Origin of the sequence: Curtobacterium sp. MCBD17_026 (genome assembly GCF_003234895.2) — a bacterium.
Lineage (GTDB): Bacteria > Actinomycetota > Actinomycetes > Actinomycetales > Microbacteriaceae > Curtobacterium > Curtobacterium flaccumfaciens.
This window is the reverse complement of the sequence record NZ_CP126281.1, coordinates 408,088-433,939: the sequence shown is the minus strand read 5'-3', so window position 1 is coordinate 433,939 and position 25,852 is coordinate 408,088. Positions and strand designations below refer to the sequence as shown.

Genomic DNA, 25,852 nt, shown 5'->3' with positions numbered 1-25,852 from the left:
CCCCGATCAACGACGAACGGAGTGCGGCAATGGCGCCACGACCACGACCCATCACGAGACGACACCTGTTGGGCTTCGGCCTCGGCACCGCGGCGGCGGGACTCCTCGCCGGCTGCGCGGTCCCGGGCTCCCCCAACGTCAACAAGGCGGCCCTCGTGCCCGCCGCGGCCCCGGGTGAGGCCGTCCAGCTCACCTACTGGGCCTGGCTCAAGGACCTGCAGAAGGTCTGCGATGTCTGGAACGAGACGCACCCGGACATCCAGGTGACCGCGAACTGGATCCCCGGCGGCAACAGTGGCGGGTACCAGAAGATGTACTCCGCGCTCGCGGCCGGCGGCGGCCCGGACATCGGGCAGGTCGAGCTCCGGCAGATCCCCGAGTTCATGCTCGCGAACGGCCTGGTCGACCTGGCCCGGTACGGGGCGAAGGACTTCGAGTCGGAGTACGACGAGGCCGCATGGGCGCAGGTGTCGTTCGTCGACGGCATCTACGGCATCCCGCAGGACACCGGCCCCATGGGCTTCTACTACCAGACCGCGATCCTCGAGCAGGCCGGCGGCGAACCCCCGACGACGTGGGACGAGTGGCGTGACCTGGCCGACAGGGTCCGGAGCACCGGCAAGCAGAACTACCTCGAGGTGTTCCCGGTCGCCGACGCGTCGCCGTTCGCCGCGTACGCACAGCAGGCCGGCGCGCGCTGGTTCAAGGTCGACGGCGACGAGTGGGTCGTCGACATGACCGACGACAAGACCCTGATGGTCGCGGACTTCTTCGACGGGGTCATCGACGACGAACTGGTCGACACGAGTGCCGGCGCGTACTCCCCCGGGTGGTACGCCGCGGCCGCGAGCGGCAGGATCGCCGCGGTCACGAGCGCGAGCTGGGGTGACGCCCTGATCGAGTCGGTGCAGGGCGGCGAGGGCAAGTGGAAGGTCGCCCCGATGCAGAAGTGGGGCGCCGACGGCTTCGGCTCGAGCGCCATCGGCGGTTCGACGGCCGCCGTGCTGGCGAACGCGAAGCACCCGAAGGAGGCGCTCGAGTTCATCACCTGGATGACCACCTCGAAGGCGGGGATCGACGCGATGATCAAGTACTGCGGCATCGGCTGGTCGCCCGCCGTCGACTACATCGGGGCGCAGCGCCAGCAGCCGTCGAAGTGGTTCTCCGGCCAGAACTACAACGAAGAGGTCTTCGTGCCGGCATCCCAGGAGCAGAACGTCGAGTGGTCGTGGTCCCCGGTGACCCAGTCGGCCTTCACGTCGCTGCAGAACCAGTTCCGCCGCAAGATCACCTCGGGCCTCAAGCTCAGTGACGCCGTGGAGCTCGCACAGCGGGAGATCGTCCAGTCCTTCAAGGACAAGGGCCTCAGCGTCAGGACGGCACGATGACCCAGCAGACCACCACCCCACGGTCCACCGGTCGACCGGCCGGCGGCACCCCCGCGTTCCGCACCAGCACGAAGGCCACGAGCGCGCAGAAGCGTGCCCCGTGGATCCTGCTCGCTCCGTTCCTGGCCCTGTTCCTGCTGACGTTCGTCATCCCGATCATCAGCGCCCTGTTCCAGTCGTTCACCACCGTCGACCGCGAGGGCCTGTTCGGTGAGGACGGCGTCGTCGGTCGGTTCGCCGGGTTCGACAACTACGCGATCGCCCTGCAGGACAGCGGGTTCGTCGCCTCGATCGGCCGCATGCTGCTCTTCGGCATCGTCCAGGTCCCGGTGATGATCATCGCCTGCACGATCCTCGCGCTGTTGCTGGAGTCGGCGAGCGCCCGCTGGCCGGGCTTCTTCCGCGCGATCTACTTCATGCCGTACGGCGTCCCCGGCGTCATCGCGACGATCCTGTGGTCGTTCCTGTACGTGCCCGGGCTGTCACCGATCGTCGCCGGGCTGCAGTCGATGGGGCTGCAGCCGGACTTCCTCGGCGCCAACAGCGTGCTGTGGTCGATCGCGAACATCGTCACCTGGACCTACACCGGCTACAACATGCTCATCATCGTGGCGCAGCTGAAGTCCATCCCCGGCGAGGTCTACGAGGCCGCGAAGGTGGACGGCGCGAACGCATTCCAGGTCGCGTGGCGGATCCAGATCCCGCTCATCGCACCGGCCCTGGTGCTCACGACGGTGTTCTCGATCATCGGCACGCTGCAGCTCTTCGCGGAGCCGCAGATCCTGTCGACCGTGGCCCCGGCGATCGACACCGAGTACACGCCGAACTACGCCGCCTACACGAACGCGTTCGCGTTCAACGAGTACGGCGTCGCGAGTGCGCAGGCGGTCATCATCGCCCTGGCCGCGTTCATCCTGTCGTTCGCGTTCCTCGCGCTGACGAACCGGCCACCCAAGGACGAACGCGACCGGCGCAAGCGTGCACGGCGCGACGGCCGGGAGGCCCGCACCGCGCTCCGGACACGCGCTGCGGCGGGCAGCACGGTCACCACCCAAGCCGACCCGGGCCTCCACGCCGGTCGCGTCGCGACCACCGAAGGGACTGACCGATGACCAGCGAAGCCATCGAAGCGCCGGCCACGGCGAAGTCCGCCGTCCCCGTGGACACCACGTCGATCTCGGCGCACCAGCGCCGCAAGCTCGACCGGTCCCCCAGGTCGCAGATCGTCGTGACGGGGATCCTCGTCATCGCCGCGCTGTACTTCCTCGTCCCGCTCTACTGGGTGATCATCGCCGCGACGAAGACCACGGGGGCGCTGTTCTCCACCCCCGGGTTCTGGTTCGGTGGCGAGTTCGCGCTCTGGAGCAACCTGCAGCAGGTGTTCACCTACGACGGCGGCATCTTCGTGCGGTGGATCGCGAACAGCGTGCTGTACTCCGGCGTCGGTGCGGTCCTGGCGACCTACTTCGCCGCGGCCGGCGGGTACGCGTTGGCGAAGTACGACTTCCGGGGGCGTCAGTTCGTGTTCGGCACGATCCTGGGCGGCGTCCTCGTGCCGGGGACCGCGACGGCGCTGCCGCTGTTCCTGCTGTTCTCGTCGATGGGCCTGACGGACACGTACTGGAGCGTGCTCATCCCGAGCCTGGTGTCGCCGTTCGGCCTGTTCCTGTGCCGGGTGTACGCCGCCGCGTCGGTGGACACCACCCTGCTCGAACAGGCACGCATCGACGGTGCCGGTGAGCTGCGGATCTTCCACACCGTGGTGCTCCGGCAGATGACCCCGGCGCTCGTCACCGTGTTCCTGTTCCAGGTGGTCGGGATCTGGAACAACTTCTTCCTGCCGCTCATCATGCTGGCAGACCAGAAGCTGTACCCGATAACACTGGGGCTGAACAACTGGCGCTCGCAGGTCGACCGCCTGCCGGAGTTCTACCAGCTCACCACCGGCGGGGTGCTCGTCTCGGTCATCCCGCTCGTCATCGCCATCATCGTCCTCCAGCGCTTCTGGCGTGGAGGCCTCACGGAAGGATCGGTCAAGGGTTGACCCACTCCGCACTCTCGTCCACCGCACCCGGCTCCGACTCGCGGCTGGCACCCCGTGCCTGGCTGCACACCGACGCCCCGTCCCTGTCGCTGAACGGTGACTGGCGGTTCCGGTGGTCGCCCGTCGCCTCGGTCTCCGAGGACTTCGCGACCGAGGGTGGGGAGGACGACGACCCGGCCTGGGGCGAGCTGCCGGTGCCGTCGCACTGGGTGCTGCACGGGCACGGGGCCCCGAGCTACACGAACCTGCAGTACCCGTTCCCGATCGACCCCCCGCACCCGCCGGAGGAGAACCCGACCGGCGACCACCGCCGCACCTTCGAGCTGCCGTCGTCGTTCGACGGTGCCGACCGGGTGCTGCTGCGGTTCGACGGGGTCGAGTCGCACTTCCGGGTGTGGCTGAACGGGACGCTCGTGGGGTGGTCGACGGGCTCCCGCCTGGCGACCGAGTTCGACGTCACCGAACTGGTGCGCGCGGGAGCGAACGAGCTCGCGGTCCGGGTGCACCAGTGGTCGGCGGCGTCCTACCTGGAGGACCAGGACCAGTGGTGGCTGCCCGGCATCTTCCGTGACGTCACCCTGCTCGCACGACCCACGGCGCCGATCGACGACGTGTTCGTCCAGGCCGGCTGGCGGGCGACGCTCGGCACGGCGGCCTCGGCGGGGACCGCTGCCTCCGGCCGCCCGGCGGCGGGGACCGGCACGATCACGTTCCCGACGCTCGACGCCGCGTTCCCGGTCCGGTTCACGGTCCCCGACCTGGGCGTCGACGTGACCTGGACCACGGCGGACGACGTGGCACCGATCGAGGTCGAGGGCGTCGAACCGTGGAGCGCGGAGCTGCCGAAGCTGTACGAGGCAACGGTGTCGACCGGCTCCGCGGCGACCGGCGCGTCCGCCGGCTCGGGCGGTGAGACCGTCTCGCTCCGGCTCGGGTTCCGCACCGTGTCGATCGTCGGCGACCGGTTCCTGGTGAACGGCGAGCGCGTGGTGTTCCACGGCGTGAACCGGCACGAGACCCACCCCGTGCGCGGCCGGGTCTTCGACGAGGACCACGCCCGCGCCGACATGACGCTGATGAAGCGGAACAACGTCAACGCCATCCGGACCTCGCACTACCCGCCACACCCCCGCGTGCTCGACCTGGCCGACGAGCTCGGGTTCTGGGTGATCCTGGAGTGCGACCTGGAGACCCACGGGTTCATCTTCACCGACTGGGTCGGCAATCCCTCCGACGACCCGGCGTGGGCCGCCGCGTACCTCGACCGCATCGCACGCACCGTCGAGCGCGACAAGAACCACGCCTCGATCGTGATGTGGTCGCTCGGCAACGAGTCCGGCACCGGCCGGAACCTCGCCGCGATGTCGCAGTGGGTGCACGCCCGCGACCCGGAGCGCCCCGTGCACTACGAGGGCGACTACACGGGCGAGTACACCGACGTCTACTCGCGGATGTACCCGACGCTGCAGGAGACCGAGTCGATCGGCGGCGGTACCCCGACGCCCCTGCTCGGCTGCGGCCCGGCCGAGGCCGCACGGCAGCGGTCGAAGCCCTTCATCCACTGCGAGTACGTGCACGCGATGGGCAACGGCCCCGGGCAGATCGCCGAGTACGAGGCCCTGGTCGACCGGTACCCACGGCTGCACGGCGGGTTCGTGTGGGAGTGGCGGGACCACGGCCTGCTCGCGAAGACGCCCACGGGCGAGGACTACTACGCGTACGGCGGGGACTTCGGCGAGGTCGTGCACGACGGCAACTTCGTGATGGACGGCCTGGTGCTGCCCGACGACACCCCGACGCCGGGGCTCGCCGAGTTCGCCGCCGTCGTGGCCCCGGTCCGCCTGGCGGTCTCGGACACCACGGTGCTGGTCGAGAACCGGTACCACTCGGCCTCGACCGCCGGGCTCCGGCTGTGCTGGACCCTGTCGCGGAACGGCGTCGTCGAGGCCTCGGGGCGCCTGTCCACGGGCATCGTCTCCGCACGTGAGTCGGCGACGGTGCCGGTGCCCTCGGAGGTGCTCGACGCGGCCACGTCCGAACTCGCACCCGGCGACGAGCTCTGGTTCGACCTGACCGTGGAACTGGCGGGGCCGACCGCGTGGGCGGACACCGGCCACGTCGTGGCACGCACCCAGCGGCTCGTCGCGGCGCGCGCGGCGGACGCACCACGGGCCTCCCGGCAGGGGTGGGACGGCGACCGACTCGGTGACGGCACCTTCAGTGCCCGCGGCGACCTGGTGTCCTGGAAGGGCCACGAGGTCGCGGGGCCCCGCCTGGAGCTCTGGCGTGCGCCGACCGACAACGACAGCCTGGCGTCACAGGGCGGCTACGAGACCGCGGACCCGGTGCTCACGCACGGGGTCGGCGACCCGACCGCTCCCCCGTCGGCGTCGCGCTGGCGCGACCGAGGGCTGGACCGGCTGACGCACCGGCTGGTGTCGGTGTCGCGGACCACCTCCGGGCTGGAGCAGCGGGTCCGCGTCGCGGCGGCGAACAGCGGGTGGGGCCTCGAGGTCACGCACCGCTGGACCCTGACGTCCGAGGGGCTCGTGCTGCAGACCGACGCCGTGCCGTTCGGCGCCTGGGACGTCACGTGGCCGCGGATCGGGGTGCGGTTCGACCTGCCCGCGTCGCTGGCCGATGCGGAGGCCACCTGGTTCGGGACCGGACCGCTGGAGTCGTACGCCGATTCGAGTGCTGCGGCCCGGGTCGGCCGGTTCTCCGCGCCGGTGCGGTCGCTCGGGGTGGAGTACTCGCGGCCGCAGGAGACCGGGCACCGGCCGTCGCTGCGATCGCTGGCTGTCGGGCCGTTCACCGTGACGACGGTGGGGTCACACCGTGCGGGGTTCACCCTGTCGCCGTGGACCGCGCAGCAGATCGACCGCGCCGAGCACCCGTACGAGCTGCCGACGTCGGACCACCTGTACCTGTACCTCGACGCCGCGCAGCACGGGCTCGGCAGCCGGGCGTGCGGACTGGACGTGCTGCCGGAGCACCAGCTCTGGCCGCAGGCGTTCAGTTGGAGCGTGCTGCTGGGCTAGTCGGTCACGCGCAAAACACCGGTGTTCGCACGTTGCACACCCGCATCCCGCGGCGTGCAGTGCGAACACCGGTGTTTTGCGTGCGGGAGCTACGCGCCGGCAGACAGGGCGCGCAGGGCCTCGGGGTCGCTCGCGTTCAGGAAGTCGGTCAGGCGCTCCGCCTCGCCGGGCTCCTCGATCGCCTCGGCCGCACGGCGCAGGGCGAACAGCGCCCGCAGGACGCCACGGTTCGGCTCGTGCGACCACGGCACCGGCCCGACACCGCGCCAGCCGGCCTTGCGCAGGGCATCGAGCCCACGGTGGTACCCGACACGGGCGTACGCGTAGGACTCGAGGGTCGCGCCGCGCGCCCACGCCTCGTCGGCGAGCAGCGCCCACGCCAGGCTCGACGACGGGTAGGACACCACCACGCTGGCGACCGGGGCCTCCGCCTCGAGCGCGGCGGTCACCTCCGGCTCGGCGGGCAGCAGGGTCTCGGGGTTCGACGACGGGGTCGGCAACAGGTTCTCCGGCATGCCCCCAGCCTGTCATCCCTTGCGGGTGCCCGTGTCGCGGGATTACCGTGGAGGTCACCTCGTCGTCATCGCGGGGCCGCCGGGGCGGGAAACCGACCGGCGGAACGGATGGCGGACACGGGGGTTCCCCGACGGAAGCAGACGGATTGCTGTCGATCACCGGTACCGCTCAGCCCACGCGCTGACACCGTGATCGCGCGCCCCGTCGGGCGCTCCACCGCACCGCGGTGGCCTCGGTGTCGTGCGCCCAGCATCGACACCGGGAGACACCCCCATGCCCACCAGTCCGTCCGTCGTCCTGCACGACGTCACCTTCGCCTGGCCCGACGGCACCGTCGCGCTCGACCACCTCACCGCCGCCTTCGGGCGTGGCCGGACCGGCCTGGTCGGGAGGAACGGGGCCGGCAAGTCCACGCTGGTCCGGCTCGCGACCGGCCGGCTCCACCCCACGTCGGGCAGCATCGCGACGTCGGGTCCCGTCGACCACCTGCCGCAACGCCTCTCCCCACCGGCACGGCCTGATCGCCGCTGGCGCGTCGATCAGGAACCGGCGGCGTCGGCCCACGCCAGCGCGGACGGCACCGTCGCCGACCTGCTCGGCGTCCGTCCCACACTCACCGCGCTCCGGGCCGTCCTGGCCGGCGACGCCACAGCGGCACAGCTGGAGGCAGTCGGCGACGACTGGGACCTGGAGGAACGGGCCGCCGCGGTGCTCGACCGGGTCGGGCTCGACGGCGCCGACCTCGACCGGCCGGTGTCGACGCTGTCCGGCGGGCAGTCGGTGCTCGCCGCCGTCGCCGGGGTGCGGTTGCGCGCCCGGCCGATCGTGTTCCTGGACGAGCCGACGAACAACCTGGACCGCCGGGCCCGCGGGCTGCTCCTCGACCTGGTCGACGACTGGCGCGGCACCCTCGTGCTCGTCAGCCACGACCGGGAACTCCTCGAGCACGTCGACGAGACCGTGGAGCTCCGCGCCGGGGCCATGACCGTGTTCGGCGGGACGTTCAGCGCGTTCGAGGAGCACCTCGCCGTGCAGCAGGCGGCCGTCGAGCGCGAGGTCCGGGTCGCCGAACAGCGGCACCGCACCGAGAAGCGGCAGCGCATCGAGGCGGAGACCAAGATCGCCCGACGCGCGAAGGCCGGTGCCGAAGCCGGCCGGTCGATGCCGAAGATCCTGGCCAACGAACAGCGGAAGAAGGCCCAGGAGACCGCGGGACGCCTCCGGGTCGCGCACGGGTCGGCCGAACAGCAGGCGCTGGTGACGGTCCGCGCGGCCGAGCTCCGCCTGCGCGACGACGAGTCGATCCACGTCGCCCTGCCCGACCCGGAGGTGCCGGCGTCGCGTCGGATCGCCACCGTGACCGTCCGTGGACGGGACGTCGTCGTGCAGGGGCCGGAACGGATCGCCGTCACCGGGGACAACGGTGTCGGCAAGTCCACCCTGCTCGAGCAGCTCGTCGGCGACCCCGCTGCCCGGGAGCACCCGCTGCCCGAGACCGCGGCCGTCGCCCACGTCGACCGGATCGCGTACCTGCCGCAGCGGAAGGACAGCCTGGACGACACCGCCACCGTGCTCGACAACGTTCGCCGGGACGCCCCGCACGTGCCCGTCGCCGAGGTCCGCAACCGGCTGGCGAAGTTCCTGGTGCGCGGGGACACCGTCGACCGCCCGGCCGGGGACCTGTCCGGCGGGGAGCGGTTCCGGGTGGCGCTGGCGGCCCTGGTGCTCGCCGACCCGCCCCCGCAGCTGCTCGTGCTCGACGAGCCGACGAACGACCTCGACCTGACGAGCGTCGACCAGCTCGTCGACGCGCTGCGGGCCTACCGGGGAGCACTCGTCGTGGTGAGCCACGACGAGACGTTCCTGGAACGGCTCGAGCTCGACGAACGGATCGAGCTGCGGTAGACCCCCGTCAGCGCCGTCGGGTCGGCCGGATCGCGAGCGACTCGACGGTGCCGCGCTCGGGCAGGTCGACGACGGTGCGGACCGCGGCGGCCACGTCCTCGGGGGCCAGGTAGTAGTCGGTGTCGTAGGACTCACCGAGCTTCGCCACGAGCTGCCGCTGCATGTCCGAGTCGGTCCGGCCCGGGTGCACGCTCGACACCCGCACGCCGTTCGCCCGCTCCTCTTCGCGCAGGGCGTCGGCGAAGGCCCGCAGCGCGAACTTCGACGCCGCGTACACGCCACCGCCGGGGCCCGAGTGGAACCCGGAGCCGCTGTTGATCGGCACGACGATGCCCCGGGCGGCCCGCAGTGCCGGGAGCGCCAGCCGGGTGAGCTCGGCGACCGCGAACAGGTTCGTCGCGAAGACCTGCTCCCACACCGCACGCGGGGTGTCGGCGACGGTGGTGCCCTGCTCGACACCGGCCGAGTGCACGAGGACGTCGAGCCGATCGGGCAGCGCCGGGACCTCGCCCGCGCCCAGGTCACCGACGAACGGCGCCGCGCTCGGCAGCTCCGCGACGAGGGCGTCCACGGCGTCGGCGGACCGGCCGCCCACGAGCACGTGGTGGGTGCGGCCGAGGTCGGCGGCGATCGCGCGGCCGATGCCGCGGGTGGCTCCGGTCACCAGGGCGACCGGACGGTTCTGGAGCTGGTCTGTCGTCACGTGGGCCAGCCTACGGAAGCCGGGCCGGGCCTCCTGTGCGGTGGCGACGACGCAGGACCGTGAGCGTGACGCCGGCGACGACAACCAGACCCAGGAGCGCCGCGATGCCCCACGGCGAGCCGGCGAGCGCCGCGACGACCGCCCAGAACACGGCGAGCCCGACCGTCGCGTACAGGAACGCCCACGCGACGCACCCCGGCACCATCGCGATCGTGTACCGCCACCAGGCGACCCGCGCCAGCCCCGCTGCGGCGTTCATCACCGTCTGCAGACCGACCACGACGAAGCTCACCGTCACGACGGGCAGCCCCCAGCGCTCGAGCAACGCCGAACCGCGACGGACGGCCGGCGACCGCAGCCAACCGCCCCACCGCGATCGGGACGCACCCGTCACCGCGAGCCGCGCGATCCAGTACGTGGCCTGCGCACGGCAGAACACGATCACGAAGAGCGCGAGGACGAGCCACCGGAACGGGAGCCCCTCGAGGAAGGACGGCACGCTCGCACCGTAGCGTCCCGACCCGGAGAGCGCCCGTCAGCGCCGGTCAGCGCCGATCAGCCGAGCGACGGTCAGTCGTCGTCGACGCCCTGGCGGATGCGGATGCCCTCGAGCACGTCCTGCGCCCGCTTCTCGTCCTGCTTCTCGATCTGGCGGGTGTCGCGCTCGGGGAGCTGGATGTCCTCCTCCGCCCGGATGCCGGCCTGCAGTTCGCGGCCCCGCTCGATCTCGGCGTCGAACTCGGCGCCGAAGAGCAGCGCGTTGTTCGTGATCCAGATCCACAGCAGGAACACGATGACCCCACCCAGGGAGCCGTACGTGGCGTTGTAGTTCGAGAAGTTCCCGACGTAGAACCCGAAGCCCACGCTCGCGATGATCCAGATGAGGAGCGCCAGGATCGAGCCGCCACTGACCCAGGTGAACTTCGGCTGCTTGACGTTCGGCGACCAGTAGTAGAGCACCGCGACGACGATGATCGCGATGACGAGCAGGATCGGCCACTGCACGATCGACAGGACGGTGACGGCCACGTCGCCGAGGCCGATGACGTCGCCGAAACTCCGGGCGAGCGGAGCGCTCACCAGGACCAGCAGACCGATCACGAGCAGGACGACCGTGGTGACGGTCACGCCGAGCATGGTCGGGCGGAGCTTCCAGATCGGGCGGCCCTCGCGCACGTTGTAGATCCGGTTCATGGCACGGCCGAACGCGCCGACGTAGCCGGATGCCGACCAGAGGGCACCGACGATACCGACGATGAACGTGATGGGGGCGGCGGGCGAGCGGACGAGCCCCTCGACCGGGTCGCGGATCAGCTCGACCACCTGCTGCGAACCGATGTTGCCGATGATGTCGAGGAGCGTGTCGATCGTCTTCTTCGGATCCGACACCAGGCCGAGGATCGACACGACCGCCAGCAGCCCGGGGAACAGCGCGAGCACCGAGTAGTACGTCAGGCTCGCCGCGAGGTCGGTGCACTGGTCGCTCGTGAACTCGCGCAGCGTCTTCTTCAGCGTGTATACGAGCGTCGGCTTCTTGAGGTCGGTGGGGTTGTCGGGCTTCCGGGCGTCGTCCGGATCGGGCTTGTGCTCTTCGTGCGCCATGTGACTACCCTCTCGCCTTCGCGGCCTGCTTCGACCGCTTGACCGCCTGCTTGCGGTTCTTGTTCGCCCGTCGCTGCACCGCCGCGATGCCGACCTGCTGCTTCACGCGGGCGCGGTGCGCCGGGTCCTGCTCGAGGGCTTCCTCGGCCGCCTTGGCCCGCGCCTTCCGACCCTTGCGGCCTGCCTGCGCCTGCTCCTTCGCCGAGGGGGCGTCGCCACGCGCACCGAACGGCAGCAGCGCGGTGAACGCCGAGTTCGCCGGCGGCGCGGCCAGGTGCCCGGCGGGGCGGTTCCGCAGCGCGATGCCGAGGACGATCGCCGCGACACCCGTCAGCCCGGTGATGCCCATCGCCACCAGGGGCGTGGGGTCCCGGTGCCAACGCTGCTTCGTCTTGGCGACCGCGAGCCGCGTCCGGGCGGGCAGGTCCGCGCGTCGCTTCAGCTCCGTCACGGTGTCCGTGATGCCCTCGCGGGTGCGCACGTTGGCGAGCTCGAGCTCGGGCAGACTGTCCTTGGCCATTCCCCATTTCGTACACGTCCCACCCGGGATCGTGCCCAGCAGGCCGCGTCTACCGTGCCGCACATGCTCTTCCGGGACGCCGCCGAGGGGATCCACCGCCTCGAGATCGCACACACCAACACGTACCTCGTCGAGACCGGCGATCGGTTGCTCGTCGTCGACGCCGGGTTGCCCGCCGCGTGGCCGCACCTGCAGCTCGCCGTGCACGACCTGGGCTACACGCCCGACCAGGTCGAGGGGCTCCTGCTCACGCACGGGCACTTCGACCACGTCGGCACCGCCGCACGGATGCACCGCGACTGGGGCACGCCCGTGTTCGTCCACCCGGGCGATCGGCACCTCGCCGCGCACCCGTACTCGTACCGACCGCAGACGAACCGCTTCGGGTTCGTCGCGCTCCACCCGGGTGGTCTGCGCCCCCTGGGTCGGATGCTGCTGGCCGGTGCGGTCACGGTCGACGGCATCGCGGACACCGAACCGCTGGAGAGCCGCGCCGACGTGCCGGGCAACCCGTGGATCATCGAGACCCCGGGGCACACCGACGGCCACGTGGCGCTGCACTTCGCCGACCGCGACGCCGTGATCGCCGGGGACGCGCTCGTCACCTTCGACCCGTACACGGGCGGGATCGGACCGCGGATCGTGGCACCCGCGGCGACCTCGGACGTCGAGACGGCGGTCGCGTCGCTCGACCGGCTCGCGGACACCGAGGCGAAGCACGTGCTGCCCGGCCACGGGCCGGGCTGGTCGCTCGGCGTGCGGCGGGCCGTCGCGCAGGCGCGGCGGGTGGCCGGCGCCGCCTGAAGCGGCGTCCAGCTCGCGAGTCCACGCGCTCAGCGACACCCCACGGGCGCTCCGGCGCGTGGACTGTCGGTGAGCGCGAAAGGTCTCGAGGGGGGTGCGCAAGACGCCACCGACGCGTTGGGCGCGACCAGAGCCGGCCTGGAGGCGCGGTGCGGGCCCGCCCCGCGCCTCCAGGCCGTGGGTGGTTGCGGTCAGGACGGGACGACGACGTCCTCGGGCAGACCGGACGCCGCGGAGCGGCCGGCGGCCTCCATCAGCGCCAGGCTCCGCAGGTTGTCGCGCCCGCTCGTCTCGGGGGTGGGGCCGCCCTGCACCGAGCGGGCGAACGCCTGCAGCCCGCCCTGGCGGTCGGTGTGCGCGAGCACGGGGAGCTCGACCGGCTCGGCGACGTCGTCCTGCGTGCGGCGGACGGTGACCCGGTCACCGTCGACCGCGTTCGGCTCACCGTCGCGGCTCGTGAACCAGAGCTCACCGTCCTCGCCCTCGATGCTCCACTCGCCGGCCCAGGCGGTGCGCGGGCCACGGCTCAGCCAGCTGCCGCGGTAGTTGACCACCGTGCCGTCGTCGAGCTCGATGATCATCGAGGCGACCGCTTCGTCCTGGTACTTGCTGTAGGCGGGGTAGCTGGCCTTGGCGAAGACCCGGACCGCCTCCTGCCCGGTGATCATCCGGAGCAGGTCGAAGTGGTGGATCGCCATGTCGTTGATCATCGCGTGCGGGAACCGGTAGTGCGGGTACGTCTCGGCGGGCTGGTCGTTGTCCCACTGCCGGAAGTCGACGTTGATCGCGGAGACCTCGCCGACGACGTCCGCCTCGAGCATCTCCTGCACCACCCGCGGTGCCGGGTACCAGCGGTAGTTCTGGCTGACCTGCAGCACCAGGCCGAGCTCCTCGGCGCGACGGACCGCGGTGACGGCCTCGTCGGTGGTGTTGGCGAACGGCTTCTCGACCAGGACGTGCTTGCCGGCATCGAGGGCCTCGAGCGCGAGCGGCACGTGCGTCACGGCCGGGGCGGTGATGACGACGGCGTCGGCCTCGACCGCGGCGAGCGCCTCGGTCAGGGACCCGAACGCCGCCGAGGCCGGGAGCCCGAGGTCGGTCCGCACGGCCTCGAGCGTCGGCGCCGACGGGTCGACGATCCCGACCACCTGCACTTCCGACACCTCTGGGATGGCGGTGCGGGCCCAGTTGCCGCCCCACCCTCCGAGACCGACGTGGATGATCCGGACGCTCATGCGTGCACTCCTTCGTGACTGCCGTCGTGGCTGGTGACGCACCACGGTCGCCGCGGTGCGTGCGTCCAGTCTGTCAGTGCGTGAAGGCGTACGCGATGAGCGCCATCGTCACGATGAACCCCGCCAGGTAGTTGATCCAGAGGAACCGCTTCCACCCGGCGTTCGCGGCCTCGGCGCCCTGGTCCGTGATGTTCCACCACGGCAGCACGTTGAGCGCGTACGGCACGACGACGATCGCGGCGATCGGGCCCGGGAACGCCGAGAACAGCAGCGCGACCCCGGCGACCAGGTACGCGACGAAGGCCAGGCGGACGGTGGCCCGGGCGCCGATCACGGTCGCGACGGAGCCGATGCCCCCGGCGCGGTCGGCCAGGACGTCCTGCACGGCACCGAACGCGTGCGAGGCCACGCCCCACAGGAAGAACGCGATGCACACAGCGACGAGCTCCCCGGTCCAGTGCGGGCCGGCGAGGGCGAGGCCGTAGATCGCCGGCGACACGAAGTGGGTGCTCGACGTGAGCGAGTCGAGGAACGGCTTCTCCTTGAACCGCAGGCCCGGCGCCGAGTACGCGATGACCGCGAACACGCTGATCGCCAGGACGAGCCACGACCACGGCCCGTTGCCGCTGACCGCGCCGAGCACCACGAGCGCGACGAGGAAGGGGACGTTCGTGACGACGACGGCCCACAGCGTGGTGCGGTGGACGCTCTTGTCGAGCAGGGCGCCCTCGACACCGCCCTTCCGCGGGTTGCGCAGGTCGGACTCGTAGTCGAAGACGTCGTTGATGCCGTACATCGCCAGGTTGTAGGGCACCAGGAAGTACACGACGCCGACCAGGAACGCGACGAGCGAGAATCCTCCGCCGCCGTCGACGCCGACCCCGCTGCCGAGCAGGTACGCGGCGCCGAACGGGTAGGCGGTGTTCACCCAGCTGATCGGGCGCGACGACACGAACAGAGCGCGCATGGTCGACGGCCTGGAGGCGGTGCTGGCGTTCACTTCGTGTCCTCCGCTGGTGCTGGGGTCGGGTCGGGCGCGGGGCGTGCGCCGGTCCGGTCGCGTGCGCCCGTCCGGTCGCGTGCGCCCATCCGGTCGCGTGCGCCCGTCCGGTCGCGTGCGCCCGTCCGGTCGAACAGGACCCACAGGCTGGGCAGCAGCACGATGGCGGACATCGCGTAGGCGAGGTCCTCGACCGGGATCGCACCGATCTTCGCACCGCTGATGAGCGAGGGGTCGTAGGCGACGATCCGCAGCGTGACGATGACGTTGTCGAACACCATCGTCATCACCAGCAGCGCGACGCCGGCGATCACGGACGTGAGCACCGCGACCCGGCGCCCGACCGCGGGCCGTCGACCCGCCGCACGGGCCCGGCGGGCGGCGACGATGCCGGCGACCACGGCCACGACCGCCGTGACGCCGAAGAACGGCAGGGCCAGGAGCGCGTACGCCCCGGTGCCGTTCACGCGCGCCGCCGATCGGTCGCCCGCTGCACCAGGGGCCGGACGAAGCCGACCAGGTCCATCGTCGAGTAGCAGAGCAGCAGCAGGAAGAAGAGCTCCTCGAGCGGGACCTCGGGCGCCAGGAGCACCCCGGTGAGCAGGTTCTGCGGCCCGATGAAGAAGATGCCGGCAGCGACACCGGCGACGTCCCACACCATGAAGAACGCGACACCGACGACCATCACGGCCGCCGCCCGCCACGGTGCCCGCCAGAAGAACAGCCGGAAGCGGGCGTCCAGCACGGTCATGCCGACCAGGGACACCACCAGGCCGGCGAGGTAGACCCCGGGCATCAGGCGGTCTCGGTCCGGTCCCGCGGAGCCCCGAGGGGTGTCGGCAGCGGCTCGGTGCTCCGGTCGCCGTGGATGCGCTTGAGCAGGACCTCGGCGCTGATCAGGCACATCGGCAGCCCGATGCCCGGGATCGTCGAGGCGCCGACGTAGTACAGCCCCTCGACCTTCTTCGACACGTTCTTCTCGCGGAAGAACGCGCTCTGCTTCAGCGTGTGCGCCGGGCCGAGCATCGAGCCGTTCCAGGCGTTCAGGTCGTCCGCGAAGTCGCGCGGTCCGATCGTGCGTCGGACCCGGATGCGGTCGCGCAGGTCGGGCACCCCGGCCCGCTCGGCCAGCACGTCGATGGCACGGTCCGCGATCTGCTCGACCTGGTAGTCACCGGCACCGTCGATGCCGCCCTTGCCGATCGACAGGTCGGCGGGCAGGGGCACCAGGATGAACAGGTTGCTGGTGCCGGGCGGCGAGACGCTCGGATCGGTCTCGGAGGGGGCGCAGACGTAGATCGAGGCGGGGTCCGGCACGTGCCGGTCGTCCCCGAAGATCGCGCCGAAGTTCGCCTTCCAGTCCGCGGTGAACATCAGGGTGTGGTGCAGCAGGCCCGGCGTCGGACCGTCGATGCCGAGGTACACGAGCACCGCGCTCGGGCCCGGGTCGCGCTTCTTCCAGTGGTCGGCGCCGTGGGTGCGGTGCTCGCGGTCGAGCAGCTGCATCTCGGTGTGCTGCATGTCGGCAGCGCTGACCACGAGGTCGGCGGGGGCCGTGTGCTGCACGCCGTCGCGGTCGCGGTGGACGACCCCGGTGGCGACGCCGTCCTCGACGACGATCCGCTCGACCTTCGCACCGGCGATGATCTTCGCGCCCTCGGCCCGGGCGACCCGCTCGACGGCGGAGATCACCTCGGTGATGCCGCCCTTCGGGTAGAGCACGCCGTCGGCCAGGTCGAGGTGGCTCATCAGGTGGTACATGCTCGGCGCCGCGTACGGGCTCGTGCCGAGGAACACCGCCGGGTAGCCGAGGATCTGCCACAGGCGACGGTCGCGCACCGCGGTCTCGGCGAACGTGGAGAGCGGCTCGAGCAACAGGCGCGCCAGCTTGGGCAGGCGACGCAGGACGTCGGGTGCCGCGAGCTTCGTGAGGTCCTGGAAGCTCGTGTAGAGGAACCGACGCACCGCCATCGTGTAGGTGTCCTCGGCCGACGCGAGGTACTTCCGCATCCGCTCGCCGGCACCGGGCTCGATGGACTCGAACAGCGCGATGTTGGCCTCGGCGTCGGCCCGCAGGTCGATCGGCTCGTCGTGGCCCTCGCTGTAGACGCGGTAGCCGGGGTCGAGCTTCACCAGGTCGAGTTCGGCCTCGGCCGACGTCCCGAGCAGCTGGAAGAAGTGGTCGAAGACCTCGGGCATGAGGTACCACGACGGCCCGGTGTCGAACCGGAACCCGTCCTGCTCCCACGAACCGGCACGGCCGCCGAGCTGCGTGCGCTGCTCGAGCACCGTCACCGAGAAGCCGTCGCGTGCGAGCAGCGCCGCGGCCGCCAGGCCGCTGATGCCGCCGCCGATGACGACGGCGCGGCGCGCGGGCACCTTGCGCCGGGTGGTGGTGGCGACCGTCGTCGGTCGGGAGGCGCGGGGCGGGGTCATGAGGAGCCTCCCGGCCGGTGGGTGGTGACGCGTGACCGGAGCGGTGCGCGTCCGGCGAGGACCTGCGCGGCGAGGCGCACCTTCACCGGGTTGGGGACGCGCACGCGCGTCGTGACGAGGCGGCTCGCCGGCGTGCGCGCGAGTCGGTCGTTGAGTTCCTGGAACAGCGCGTGTGCGAGTCCGACCGCGTTGCGGGCGTCGGCCGGCAGCAGCCGGATCGTCCGTGCGGCGTGGTCGAGGTCGGCCTGCACGTCGGCGACCAGGCGGTCCTTCGTGGCCTCGTCGAAGGATCGGATGTCGACACCCGGGAAGTACGAGCGACCGAGCACCTCGAAGTCGGCGTGCAGGTCACGCAGGAAGTTCACCTTCTGGAACGCGGCGCCGAGCGCACGCGCCCCGGCGACGAGTTCGGCCTGGTCGAACGTCGGACGACCGGCCCGGTACACGAACGCGCGCAGGCACATCAGACCGACGACCTCGGCGGAGCCGTACACGTACGCGTCGAACGAGGCGTCGTCGTGCTCGGTGCGGTCGAGGTCCATGCGCATCGAGGCGAAGAACGGGGCGGTGAGCTCGGCGCCGAAGCCGGTGGCGCGGGCGGTGCGGGCGAAGGCGTGGACGACCGGGTTCACCGAGAAACCGAGCGCGATGGCCCGTTCGGTGTCGGCCTCGAGCTCGTCGAGCACCGTGCGGGCGAGCTCGCGGTCGAGCCCGGCCTCGGTCGCGGGGCCGTCGACGACCTCGTCGGCGACGCGGACCAGCGCGTAGACGTTCCGGATGTGCTCGCGTGTGTCGCGGGCGAGCATGCGGCTCGCCAGTCCGAACGACGTGGAGTACCGGTCGATGACGACACCCGACGCGGCCTCGGCCGTGGCGTCGTAGAGCTGGAGGCGAGCCGGACGGGATCCGGTCGCCGTGGTGGTGCTGTGGGTCACCGGGCGCGCTCCACGAGTTCGGTCACGAGGGCCTCCAGGCGGTCGGCGAGGTCGTACGGCAGCCGGGCGAGCTCGGCCCGGGCGAGTGCGGTGTGGTCGGCGACGCGTTCTTCCGCGGCGCCGCGCGCACCGCAGGAGACCAGGGTCGCACGGACCTCGTCCGCACGGGCCTCGGTCAGGTCCGGGTCGCCCAGGTACGGCTCGAGGTCCGGCCAGCAGTCCGTGGTCGCCGCGTAGGCGATGAGCATCGTGCGTTTGCCCTCGCGCAGGTCGCCCAGAACGGTCTTGCCGGTCATGGTCTCGTCGCCGAAGACCCCCAGCAGGTCGTCGACGATCTGGTACGCGATGCCGATCTCGCGACCGAAGGCACCGAGGGCGGTGACGATCTCCTCGTCGGCACCGGCCAGCACGGCCCCGGACTGCAGCGGAGCCTCGAACGAGTACACGCTCGTCTTCGCCCGCTCCATCGCCAGGACCTCGTCCACCGTCGGCATCACGCCGAGTGCCAGGTCGACGTCGGTCATCTCGCCGGCAGCGCTGGCGAAGACGGCCTCGTCGAACAGTTCGAGCAGTCGCTCGCGCCGAGTGCCGTCGACGCCAGCGGCCTCAATGAAACGGGGCGCACCGGCGAGGGCCAGGTCACCGGCGATGACGGCGGCGCTCATCCCCCGGTGCTCGGCGGTCGGCAGCGGCAGGCCGCCCGTCGTGCCGGTGTCGCGGAAGGACCCGGCGACGTTCGGCTGCCCGCGGCGCGACCAGTCACGGTCGATGACGTCGTCGTGCACCACGAGTGCGGTGTGCAGGAGCTCGTACGCCGCCGCGACGTTGGCGGCAGCGTGCGCGTCGGTGCCGCCCATGCCGGCGTACGCGGTCATGACCATGCGGGGTCGGAAGCGCTTGCCGCCCATGCTCGCCTTGCGGAGCACGCGCCACAGTTCTTCCGACGGTCGGCCGTAGCGCTCGGCGCGCGTCGACGACACGGCGAAGAAGCGCTCGAGGCAGTCGTCGACGAGCGCGAGGTCGATGTGCGGCACGGTGGTCGCTTCCTCGCTCATTGGCCTAACCTATCGAGACAGATGAACGCTTTCCCTGAATCCGTGGTGCTCCTGGCCGACGACCGTACCCCGATCGGCACGGCGGACAAGTTCACGGTGCACACAGCCCACACGCCCCTGCACCTGGCGTTCTCGTGCCACGTCCGGAACACCGACGGCGACGTCCTGGTGACCCGGCGAGCACTGTCGAAGAAGACCTGGCCGGGGGTGTGGACGAACACCTTCTGCGGCCACCCCGGTCCGGACGAGTCCTTCGAGGACGCCATCGCCCGTCGGGCCTCCCGCGAGCTCGGCATCACCGTGCGCGACGTCGAGGTCGTGCTGCCGGAGTTCCGGTACCGCGCGGTCGACGCCTCCGGCATCGTGGAGAACGAGGTCTGCCCCGTCTTCCGCGCCGTGACCGACGACACCCCTGCGCCCGCGGACGACGAGGTGGCCGAGTGGGCGTGGGTGTCCGAGGACTCTCTCAGGCAGGCCGTCGCCGGCGCGCCGTTCGCCTGGAGCCCGTGGCTCGGGTGGCAGCTCGCCGAGCTCGAGACCGCTGGGCTGCACGTCACGCGCTGACGCTCCCCCGCCTGCCGCGACGGGTTGTCCGACCCGAGCCGCAGGCGTACGCTCGACCGTCGGCAGCGCTCTGGGCGCCGCCACGACGAGACGAGAAGGGCAGGTGAGGCGCGATGTCGGGTGACCATCCTCGATCGGGCCGGCCGCCCGTGTCGGTCGTCGCGCCCGCTCGCTGAACCTGCCCCGCCCCGGATCACCTCCGGGGCGCCATCGCGCCCGCCTGCTCCCCACCGAAGGAGCACGCACATGGCACTGATCGACAACGCGATCTACGTCCGGGGACGCCGCGTGGAGTCTCCGTCGACCCTGTCGCGCCCGGCTCGTGGTGACCTGACGTGAATCGGGCTGCTCCGGCCCGACCCGCACGAGCTCGAGGCCGTCGCCACCGAGTTCGACCTGCACGAGAACGCCGTCGAGGACGCCCGCAAGGGACACCAGCGCGCCAAGCTCGAGCGCTACGGCGACACCCTGTTCCTGGTGCTCCGGCCGGCCTGGTTCGACCCGGCCTCGGGCACGGTGGAGTTCGGCGAGGTGCACCTGTTCGTCGGCGACCACTTCGTCGTGAGCGTCCGGCACGCCGCCCGACCCGACCTGGCGGTGCTGCGGGCACAGGTCGAGGCGGACCCGGAGTTACTGGCGAAGGGGTCGGAGGCGGTGACCGCCGCTGTGCTCGACGAGGTCGTGGACGGCTACGGCCCCGTCGTCCAGGTGCTGCAGGAGCAGATCGACGCCATCGAGGACCAGCTGTTCGCCGGGCAGGTCGACCCCGGGGTCTCGAAGCGCATCTACCAGCTGCTCAGCGAGGTCCTGGCGTTCCAGCGGGCCACCACCCCGGTGCCGGCGATGGTCACGGGGCTGCTCCGCGGCGCCGACAAGTACGGCGTGGACGACGACGTGCAGCACCGACTCCGCAATGTGCACGACCACGCACTCCGCGTCACCGAGCGCGTCGACTCGTTCCGCGCCCTGCTCGAGAACGCCCTGACCCTGCACGCCACCCTGGTGTCGCAGGAGCAGAACGAGGCGATGCGCCGGATGACCAGCGCGAGCCTTGCCCAGGGCGAGGAGAGCCGGCAACTCGCCCGGGCAGCACACCGCCAGGGCGAGGAGGTCAAGAAGATCTCGTCGTGGGCGGCGATCCTGTTCGCACCCGGCCTGATCGCCGGCGTCTACGGGATGAACTTCGACCACATGCCCGAGCTGCACTGGCACTACGGGTACCCGGTCGCGATCCTCGGCATGCTCCTGCTGATGGGCGTGCTCTGGGCGATCTTCCGCAAGCGCAACTGGCTCTGAGCGGACGGCGGATCGACGCACAGGTGGCGTCGATCCGCCGGACGTGCATAATGATCTGGCCCGGAATGTGAACGTGCACATCGATGTGCCACGACACCCGGGCGGAAACGAGCAGCAATGGCGTCATCGCGGACACAGCAACCGCGTTCGCCCAGCATCCGTGACGTCGCACGGATCGCGGGCGTCTCGCACCAGACCGTCTCGCGTGTGCTGAACAACTCGGATGCGATCCGGGCCGAGACACGCGACAAGGTCCTGGCGGCCATGGAGCAGCTGCAGTACCGGCCGAACCGGGCCGCACGCGCCCTGGTCACGAGCCGGACCCACACGATCGGCGTCCTGACGGCCCGCCGCGCCCACTACGGTCCCGCCGTGGCACTGCAGGCGATCGAGGACGCCGCGATGCTCCGCGGCTACTCGGTCACGACGGCGAACATCGCCGAGGCGACCGACGCCGCCGTGCGGGAAGGACTCGGGCACCTGCTCGACCTCGACGTCGAGGGCATCGTCGTCATCGCGCCCCAGCAGCGGGTCTTCGACCTGATCGCGGAACTCGGCATCCGCACCCCCTACGTCACCATGCGCGCCAGCGTCGGCGAGGACCCGACGGCCCTGTGGGTGGACCAGATGGAGGGGGCACGACTGGCGACCGCGCACCTGCTCGACCTCGGGCACGAGTACGTCCGGCACATCGCCGGACCACAGGACTGGATCGAGGCCGACGCCCGCATGCAGGGGTTCCTGCGCGAGATGTCCGACCGCGACATGGCCGTCGCGCCGCCGATCCTGGGCGACTGGACCGCCGACTTCGGCTACCACGCCGGCCGTGAGCTGCTGCGGTGGCGGGACTGCACCGCGATCTTCTGCTCGAACGACCAGATGGCGCTCGGGGTGATGCACGCAGCGCGCTCGTACGGACTCGACGTCCCGGGAGACCTGTCCGTGGTCGGCTACGACGACATCCCGGAGGCGAAGCACTTCTGGCCGCCGCTCACCACGGTGCAGGTCGACTTCGCCGAGCTCGGGCGCCGCTGCGTGGACCTGCTGCTGCCGAGTGAGGGCGAACTGCTCCGCCCGATCGACATCGTCCCGCAGCTGGTCGTGCGCGCCTCCACGAGCGCTCCCCGCACGCGCTGACGCACCTCGGCCGCGACACGACCCGAGTACCTGCCACGAACTTTCGCCCAGGTACGCCCGAAACGACCCGGTACGCCCGAACCCACCAGGTACGCCCGAACCCACCCGGTACCCCCGGCAGTACCTGCCAGGAACGGGCATACCTGCCGCAAAGTTCCGACCAGGTACGCCCGAAGACACCAGGTACGCCCGGAACAACCCGGTACGCCCGGGACCTCTCGGTATGCCCGGAACCACCAGGCCGCCGCGGAGTACCTGCCATGTACGGGCATACCCGCCGCAAAGTTTCGACCAGGTACGCCCGGAACGACCAGGTACGCCCGAAATCACCGGGTACGCCCGGAACCGCACGGCGGCGGCGCACCGGCGAGCGCGGCTCCGGACGCGACCACGAAGCGGACGGGAGGCCCGTGGCGGGCCCGCCACGGGCCTCCCGACCGCGCATGCGGTTCCGCGCAACGAAACCCCCGTTCCCGGGGCCCCTGGCCCCAACCCGGGGGACGTTCTCGCCGTATCACGCACGCCGTTACGAAAACGCGACCAATCCGAATTGACAGCCGCACCGAGGCTGTGCGTAAATTGCCTCCGTCCAGCCGATGTGACCGTTCACATGAGCGTCACACCGAGCCGGATCCGGACGCGACAACGAAGTCCACACAGGCCCCCTGTGCTTTCGCTGCCGCAGCAGAACCACCCGAACACACTGCCGCACCGAAGCGGCAGAAGGAGATGCACTGTGGCGTCAACCCCGATCGACACCGGCCTCGAGACCCGGTCGATCACCGCACCCGAGACGATCCTCGAGATGCGCTCGATCACCAAGGAGTTCCCTGGTGTGAAGGCGCTGGCCGACGTCTCCCTCAGCGTCCGCGCCGGCGAGATCCACGCGATCTGCGGCGAGAACGGCGCCGGCAAGTCGACCCTGATGAAGGTCCTGTCCGGCGTCTACCCGTACGGCACCTACAGCGGCGAGATCGTCTACGAGGGCGAAGAAGTCCGCTTCTCGAACATCAAGCAGTCCGAGCAGGCCGGCATCGTCATCATCCACCAGGAGCTGGCGCTCATCCCGGAGCTCTCGATCACCGAGAACCTGTTCCTCGGCAACGAGCCGAGCCGCTTCGGGCGCATCGACTGGACCGCCGCGCAGCTGCGTGCGCAGGACCTGCTCGCCCGCGTCGGCCTGGCCGACGACCCGGACACGCAGATCAAGAACCTCGGTGTCGGCAAGCAGCAGCTCGTCGAGATCGCGAAGGCCCTGCACAAGGACGTCAAGCTCCTGATCCTCGACGAGCCGACCGCCGCGCTCAACGAGAACGACTCGCAGCACCTGCTCGACCTGATCGTCGGGCTGAAGGCCAAGGGCATCGCGAGCATCATCATCAGCCACAAGCTCAACGAGATCGAGCAGATCGCCGACGAGATCACGATCATCCGCGACGGCAAGGCCATCGAGACGCTCAACGTCAAGGCGGACGGCGTCAACGAGGACCGCATCATCCGCGGCATGGTCGGCCGCTCGCTCGAGTCGCGCTTCCCCGACCGCACCCCGAAGATCGGCGAGACCTTCTTCGAGGTCCGCAACTGGACCGTGCAGCACCCGATCGACGCGTCGCGCCTGGTCTGCAAGGCGTCGAACTTCCACGTCCGCAAGGGCGAGATCGTCGGCTTCGCCGGTCTGATGGGCGCCGGGCGCACCGAGCTGGCGATGAGCCTGTTCGGTCGCTCCTACGGCACCTGGATCGACGGCCAGATCATCAAGGACGGCCGCGAGATCAAGGTCACGAACGTCCAGCAGGCGATCGAGAACGGCATGGGCTACGTCTCCGAGGACCGCAAGGCACTCGGCCTGAACCTCCTCGACACCGTGAAGCGCTCGACGGTCGCCGCCGACCTGCAGAAGATCTCGAAGGCCGGCGTCGTCGACTCGCTCGAGGAGTACTCGGTCGCCGAGAAGTACCGCAAGATGCTCCGCACGAAGGTGCCGAGCGTCGAGGACAACGTCGGCAAGCTGTCCGGAGGCAACCAGCAGAAGGTCGTCCTGTCCAAGTGGATGTTCACCGACCCGGACATCCTGATCCTCGACGAGCCCACCCGCGGCATCGACGTGGGCGCCAAGTTCGAGATCTACGGGATCATCCAGCAGCTCGCCGCCGAGGGGAAGGGCATCATCCTCATCTCGTCCGAGCTCCCCGAACTCCTCGGTCTCTCCGACCGGATCTACACCATCTTCGAGGGCCAGATCACCGCTGACCTCCCGGCCGACCAGGCCGATCCCGAATCGCTCATGCGCAGCATGACCTCCGCGCGGAAGGGCGCCACCGCCTCATGAACAACCTGAAACTGCTCTTCGGCAAGGGCAACAGCATCGGCCAGTACGGCATGATCATCGCGCTCATCGTGCTGCTGATCTTCTTCTCGGTCACGACGAACGGGCTCATCCTCGAGCCGACCAACGTCATCAACCTGTTCCTGCAGTACTCCTACATCCTGATCCTGGCGCTCGGCATGGTCATGGTCATCATCGCGGGGCACATCGACCTGTCGGTGGGTTCGGTCGCAGCGGTCGTCGGCATCGTCGTGGCGCAGTCCATGGCCGTGTGGGACTTCCCGGTGTGGGCCGCCATCATCCTGGGTCTCGCGTGCGGTGCCCTGATCGGTGCGTGGCAGGGCTTCTGGGTCGCATTCGTGAAGGTCCCGGCCTTCATCGTGACGCTGGCCGGTCAGCTCATCTTCCGTGGTGTGAACCAGATCATCGGCAACTCGACGTCGGTCCCCGTCCCGGACGCCTTCACCCCGATCGGCGCAGGCTTCCTCGGTGACTTCGGCCCCGACTTCGGCTTCAGCAACGGCACGCTGCTCATCGGCCTCGTCACGATCCTCGCGCTCATCATCATCGAGGCCCGTGGCCGTGCCCGCCGTCGGAAGATGCAGGCCGAGGTCCCGCCGCTGTGGGTCTCGATCGTCCGCACCGGCATCCTGGTCGCCGTCACGCTCGTCGCCACGTACCTGTTCGGCGCCGGCCCGGTCGGCACCTCGGTCCCGATCGTCGCGATCATCCTCGGCATCCTGACCATCGTCTACGGCTTCGTCACGAAGAACACGATCTTCGGTCGCCAGGTCTACGCCGTCGGTGGCAACGCCAACGCAGCCGTCCTGTCCGGCGTCTCGGCGCGGCGGGTCAACTTCTTCGTCATGATGAACATGTCGGTCCTCGCCGCGATCGCCGGCATGGTGTTCGTCGCCTACTCCGGCGCCTCGGGGCCCGCGGACGGCACCGGCTGGGAGCTCGACGCGATCGCCGCCGTGTTCGTCGGTGGCGCGGCGGTCGCCGGTGGTGTCGGCACGATCTCCGGCTCGATCATCGGTGGTCTCGTGATGGCGCTGCTGTCGAACGGTCTGCAGCTCATGGGCCTCGAGTCCAACCAGGTGCAGATCATCCGCGGCCTGGTCCTGCTCGTCGCCGTCGCCTTCGACGTTTACTCGAAGTCGCAGGGACGCCCGTCGCTGATCGGCGGCATGATGCGGCAGTTCCAGCGGAAGGACACCGAGCAGAACACGGTGGCCGCCCAGCAGCCGCGGTCCATCGAGGACCAGCCGGACAAGATCACCCTCCCCTAGTCCACCCCTCCCCACAGCGGGGCTCCGGCCCCACACCTCCTCAACGAAGAGAA

At 70.6% G+C, this 25,852-nt stretch carries 22 protein-coding genes and 1 pseudogene; 11 read left to right on the top strand and 12 right to left on the bottom strand.

The window, feature by feature from the left end; all coding sequences use genetic code 11:
* Nucleotides 1–29 precede the first annotated feature (29 nt).
* From DEI85_RS02125 to DEI85_RS02110, 4 genes are read left to right on the top strand one after another with little or no spacing between them, the layout of a single operon-like run.
* Nucleotides 30–1,388, top strand: coding sequence for an extracellular solute-binding protein (locus tag DEI85_RS02125; RefSeq protein WP_111123520.1), 1,359 nt, complete (start codon nt 30–32; stop codon nt 1,386–1,388).
* The gene (locus tag DEI85_RS02120; RefSeq protein WP_110858717.1) at nt 1,385–2,500 is read left to right on the top strand and encodes a carbohydrate ABC transporter permease; all 1,116 of its coding nucleotides are present in this window, start codon (nt 1,385–1,387) and stop codon (nt 2,498–2,500) included. Before DEI85_RS02125 ends, DEI85_RS02120 begins: the two co-directional genes overlap by 4 nt.
* Nucleotides 2,497–3,432 carry a carbohydrate ABC transporter permease gene (locus DEI85_RS02115; RefSeq protein ID WP_110858716.1) on the top strand — a complete coding sequence of 312 codons (936 nt, stop codon included), beginning with the start codon at nt 2,497–2,499 and terminating at the stop codon, nt 3,430–3,432. Before DEI85_RS02120 ends, DEI85_RS02115 begins: the two co-directional genes overlap by 4 nt.
* Nucleotides 3,429–6,473, top strand: a complete 3,045-nt coding sequence (locus tag DEI85_RS02110; protein ID WP_111123521.1) for a glycoside hydrolase family 2 TIM barrel-domain containing protein — start codon at nt 3,429–3,431, stop codon at nt 6,471–6,473. The genes DEI85_RS02115 and DEI85_RS02110 overlap by 4 nt, the downstream gene beginning before the upstream one ends.
* Nucleotides 6,474–6,562: 89 nt before the next feature.
* On the opposite strand, the gene DEI85_RS02105 is transcribed toward DEI85_RS02110, so the two are convergent.
* Complete coding sequence (locus DEI85_RS02105; RefSeq protein WP_110858714.1) at nt 6,563–6,988, bottom strand: DUF3151 domain-containing protein; 426 nt, start codon at nt 6,986–6,988, stop codon at nt 6,563–6,565.
* A 274-nt stretch (nt 6,989–7,262) separates the two neighbouring features.
* Between DEI85_RS02105 and DEI85_RS02100 the strand changes: the two genes are divergently transcribed.
* Nucleotides 7,263–8,894: an ABC-F family ATP-binding cassette domain-containing protein gene (locus tag DEI85_RS02100; RefSeq protein ID WP_111123522.1), complete on the top strand. Its 1,632-nt coding sequence runs from the start codon at nt 7,263–7,265 to the stop codon at nt 8,892–8,894.
* 7 nt (nt 8,895–8,901) lie between these two features.
* Here the strand turns inward: DEI85_RS02100 and DEI85_RS02095 are convergent, their stop codons facing one another.
* The 4 genes from DEI85_RS02095 to DEI85_RS02080 form a co-directional block, all read right to left on the bottom strand.
* Entirely contained in the window at nt 8,902–9,597 is a 696-nt protein-coding gene (locus tag DEI85_RS02095; RefSeq protein WP_111123523.1) for an SDR family oxidoreductase, read from the bottom strand.
* A gap of 10 nt (nt 9,598–9,607) precedes the next feature.
* Entirely contained in the window at nt 9,608–10,096 is a 489-nt protein-coding gene (locus tag DEI85_RS02090) for a DedA family protein (RefSeq protein ID WP_111123524.1), read from the bottom strand.
* Nucleotides 10,097–10,167: 71 nt separating this feature from the next.
* Nucleotides 10,168–11,199, bottom strand: a complete 1,032-nt coding sequence (locus tag DEI85_RS02085; RefSeq protein ID WP_111123525.1) for a YihY/virulence factor BrkB family protein — start codon at nt 11,197–11,199, stop codon at nt 10,168–10,170.
* A 4-nt stretch (nt 11,200–11,203) separates the two neighbouring features.
* The gene (locus DEI85_RS02080) at nt 11,204–11,719 is read right to left on the bottom strand and encodes a hypothetical protein (RefSeq protein ID WP_110858709.1); all 516 of its coding nucleotides are present in this window, start codon (nt 11,717–11,719) and stop codon (nt 11,204–11,206) included.
* Nucleotides 11,720–11,782: 63 nt separating this feature from the next.
* Between DEI85_RS02080 and DEI85_RS02075 the strand changes: the two genes are divergently transcribed.
* Complete coding sequence (locus DEI85_RS02075; RefSeq protein WP_110858708.1) at nt 11,783–12,523, top strand: MBL fold metallo-hydrolase; 741 nt, start codon at nt 11,783–11,785, stop codon at nt 12,521–12,523.
* 191 nt (nt 12,524–12,714) lie between these two features.
* Here DEI85_RS02075 and DEI85_RS02070 read toward each other — a convergent pair whose 3' ends face one another.
* The 7 genes from DEI85_RS02070 to DEI85_RS02040 all read right to left on the bottom strand — a co-directional run bounded on the left by DEI85_RS02070 (nt 12,715) and on the right by DEI85_RS02040 (nt 19,184).
* Nucleotides 12,715–13,758 carry a Gfo/Idh/MocA family protein gene (locus DEI85_RS02070; protein ID WP_110858707.1) on the bottom strand — a complete coding sequence of 348 codons (1,044 nt, stop codon included), beginning with the start codon at nt 13,756–13,758 and terminating at the stop codon, nt 12,715–12,717.
* A gap of 73 nt (nt 13,759–13,831) precedes the next feature.
* Nucleotides 13,832–14,725 carry a prenyltransferase gene (locus tag DEI85_RS02065; RefSeq protein ID WP_110858931.1) on the bottom strand — a complete coding sequence of 298 codons (894 nt, stop codon included), beginning with the start codon at nt 14,723–14,725 and terminating at the stop codon, nt 13,832–13,834.
* Nucleotides 14,726–14,754: 29 nt separating this feature from the next.
* Nucleotides 14,755–15,225 carry a lycopene cyclase domain-containing protein gene (locus DEI85_RS02060; RefSeq protein WP_181419946.1) on the bottom strand — a complete coding sequence of 157 codons (471 nt, stop codon included), beginning with the start codon at nt 15,223–15,225 and terminating at the stop codon, nt 14,755–14,757.
* Nucleotides 15,222–15,554: a lycopene cyclase domain-containing protein gene (locus tag DEI85_RS02055; protein ID WP_027464925.1), complete on the bottom strand. Its 333-nt coding sequence runs from the start codon at nt 15,552–15,554 to the stop codon at nt 15,222–15,224. The genes DEI85_RS02060 and DEI85_RS02055 overlap by 4 nt, the downstream gene beginning before the upstream one ends.
* Nucleotides 15,554–17,194, bottom strand: coding sequence for a phytoene desaturase family protein (gene crtI / locus DEI85_RS02050; protein ID WP_110858705.1), 1,641 nt, complete (start codon nt 17,192–17,194; stop codon nt 15,554–15,556). The genes DEI85_RS02055 and crtI overlap by 1 nt, the downstream gene beginning before the upstream one ends.
* A complete protein-coding gene (locus tag DEI85_RS02045; protein ID WP_110858704.1) occupies nt 17,191–18,129 on the bottom strand; it encodes a phytoene/squalene synthase family protein in 939 nt (312 codons plus the stop codon). Before DEI85_RS02045 ends, crtI begins: the two co-directional genes overlap by 4 nt.
* Complete coding sequence (locus DEI85_RS02040; RefSeq protein WP_181419945.1) at nt 18,126–19,184, bottom strand: polyprenyl synthetase family protein; 1,059 nt, start codon at nt 19,182–19,184, stop codon at nt 18,126–18,128. Before DEI85_RS02040 ends, DEI85_RS02045 begins: the two co-directional genes overlap by 4 nt.
* Nucleotides 19,185–19,205: 21 nt before the next feature.
* Between DEI85_RS02040 and idi the strand changes: the two genes are divergently transcribed.
* The 5 genes and pseudogenes from idi to mmsB all read left to right on the top strand — a co-directional run bounded on the left by idi (nt 19,206) and on the right by mmsB (nt 25,799).
* Nucleotides 19,206–19,748: an isopentenyl-diphosphate Delta-isomerase gene (idi, locus tag DEI85_RS02035; protein WP_071246200.1), complete on the top strand. Its 543-nt coding sequence runs from the start codon at nt 19,206–19,208 to the stop codon at nt 19,746–19,748.
* 246 nt (nt 19,749–19,994) lie between these two features.
* Nucleotides 19,995–21,044: pseudogene (locus DEI85_RS02030) on the top strand (magnesium and cobalt transport protein CorA).
* A gap of 117 nt (nt 21,045–21,161) precedes the next feature.
* A complete protein-coding gene (locus tag DEI85_RS02025) occupies nt 21,162–22,181 on the top strand; it encodes a LacI family DNA-binding transcriptional regulator (protein WP_017886425.1) in 1,020 nt (339 codons plus the stop codon).
* Nucleotides 22,182–22,986: 805 nt separating this feature from the next.
* Complete coding sequence (mmsA, locus tag DEI85_RS02020) at nt 22,987–24,510, top strand: multiple monosaccharide ABC transporter ATP-binding protein (protein WP_181419966.1); 1,524 nt, start codon at nt 22,987–22,989, stop codon at nt 24,508–24,510.
* Nucleotides 24,507–25,799, top strand: coding sequence for a multiple monosaccharide ABC transporter permease (gene mmsB, locus DEI85_RS02015; protein WP_110858703.1), 1,293 nt, complete (start codon nt 24,507–24,509; stop codon nt 25,797–25,799). The genes mmsA and mmsB overlap by 4 nt, the downstream gene beginning before the upstream one ends.
* Nucleotides 25,800–25,852 lie beyond the last annotated feature (53 nt).

Coding starts and splice junctions, on each gene's coding strand:
- DEI85_RS02125 (WP_111123520.1), top strand. CDS start 30: ATGGCGCCACGACCACGACCCATCACGAGACGACACCTGTTGGGCTTC.
- DEI85_RS02120 (WP_110858717.1), top strand. CDS start 1,385: ATGACCCAGCAGACCACCACCCCACGGTCCACCGGTCGACCGGCCGGC.
- DEI85_RS02115 (WP_110858716.1), top strand. CDS start 2,497: ATGACCAGCGAAGCCATCGAAGCGCCGGCCACGGCGAAGTCCGCCGTC.
- DEI85_RS02105 (WP_110858714.1), bottom strand. CDS start 6,988: ATGCCGGAGAACCTGTTGCCGACCCCGTCGTCGAACCCCGAGACCCTG.
- DEI85_RS02100 (WP_111123522.1), top strand. CDS start 7,263: ATGCCCACCAGTCCGTCCGTCGTCCTGCACGACGTCACCTTCGCCTGG.
- DEI85_RS02085 (WP_111123525.1), bottom strand. CDS start 11,199: ATGGCGCACGAAGAGCACAAGCCCGATCCGGACGACGCCCGGAAGCCC.
- DEI85_RS02080 (WP_110858709.1), bottom strand. CDS start 11,719: ATGGCCAAGGACAGTCTGCCCGAGCTCGAGCTCGCCAACGTGCGCACC.
- DEI85_RS02075 (WP_110858708.1), top strand. CDS start 11,783: ATGCTCTTCCGGGACGCCGCCGAGGGGATCCACCGCCTCGAGATCGCA.
- DEI85_RS02070 (WP_110858707.1), bottom strand. CDS start 13,758: ATGAGCGTCCGGATCATCCACGTCGGTCTCGGAGGGTGGGGCGGCAAC.
- DEI85_RS02065 (WP_110858931.1), bottom strand. CDS start 14,725: ATGCGCGCTCTGTTCGTGTCGTCGCGCCCGATCAGCTGGGTGAACACC.
- DEI85_RS02055 (WP_027464925.1), bottom strand. CDS start 15,554: ATGCCCGGGGTCTACCTCGCCGGCCTGGTGGTGTCCCTGGTCGGCATG.
- crtI (WP_110858705.1), bottom strand. CDS start 17,194: ATGACCCCGCCCCGCGCCTCCCGACCGACGACGGTCGCCACCACCACC.
- DEI85_RS02040 (WP_181419945.1), bottom strand. CDS start 19,184: ATGAGCGAGGAAGCGACCACCGTGCCGCACATCGACCTCGCGCTCGTC.
- idi (WP_071246200.1), top strand. CDS start 19,206: ATGAACGCTTTCCCTGAATCCGTGGTGCTCCTGGCCGACGACCGTACC.
- DEI85_RS02025 (WP_017886425.1), top strand. CDS start 21,162: ATGGCGTCATCGCGGACACAGCAACCGCGTTCGCCCAGCATCCGTGAC.
- mmsA (WP_181419966.1), top strand. CDS start 22,987: ATGCGCTCGATCACCAAGGAGTTCCCTGGTGTGAAGGCGCTGGCCGAC.
- mmsB (WP_110858703.1), top strand. CDS start 24,507: ATGAACAACCTGAAACTGCTCTTCGGCAAGGGCAACAGCATCGGCCAG.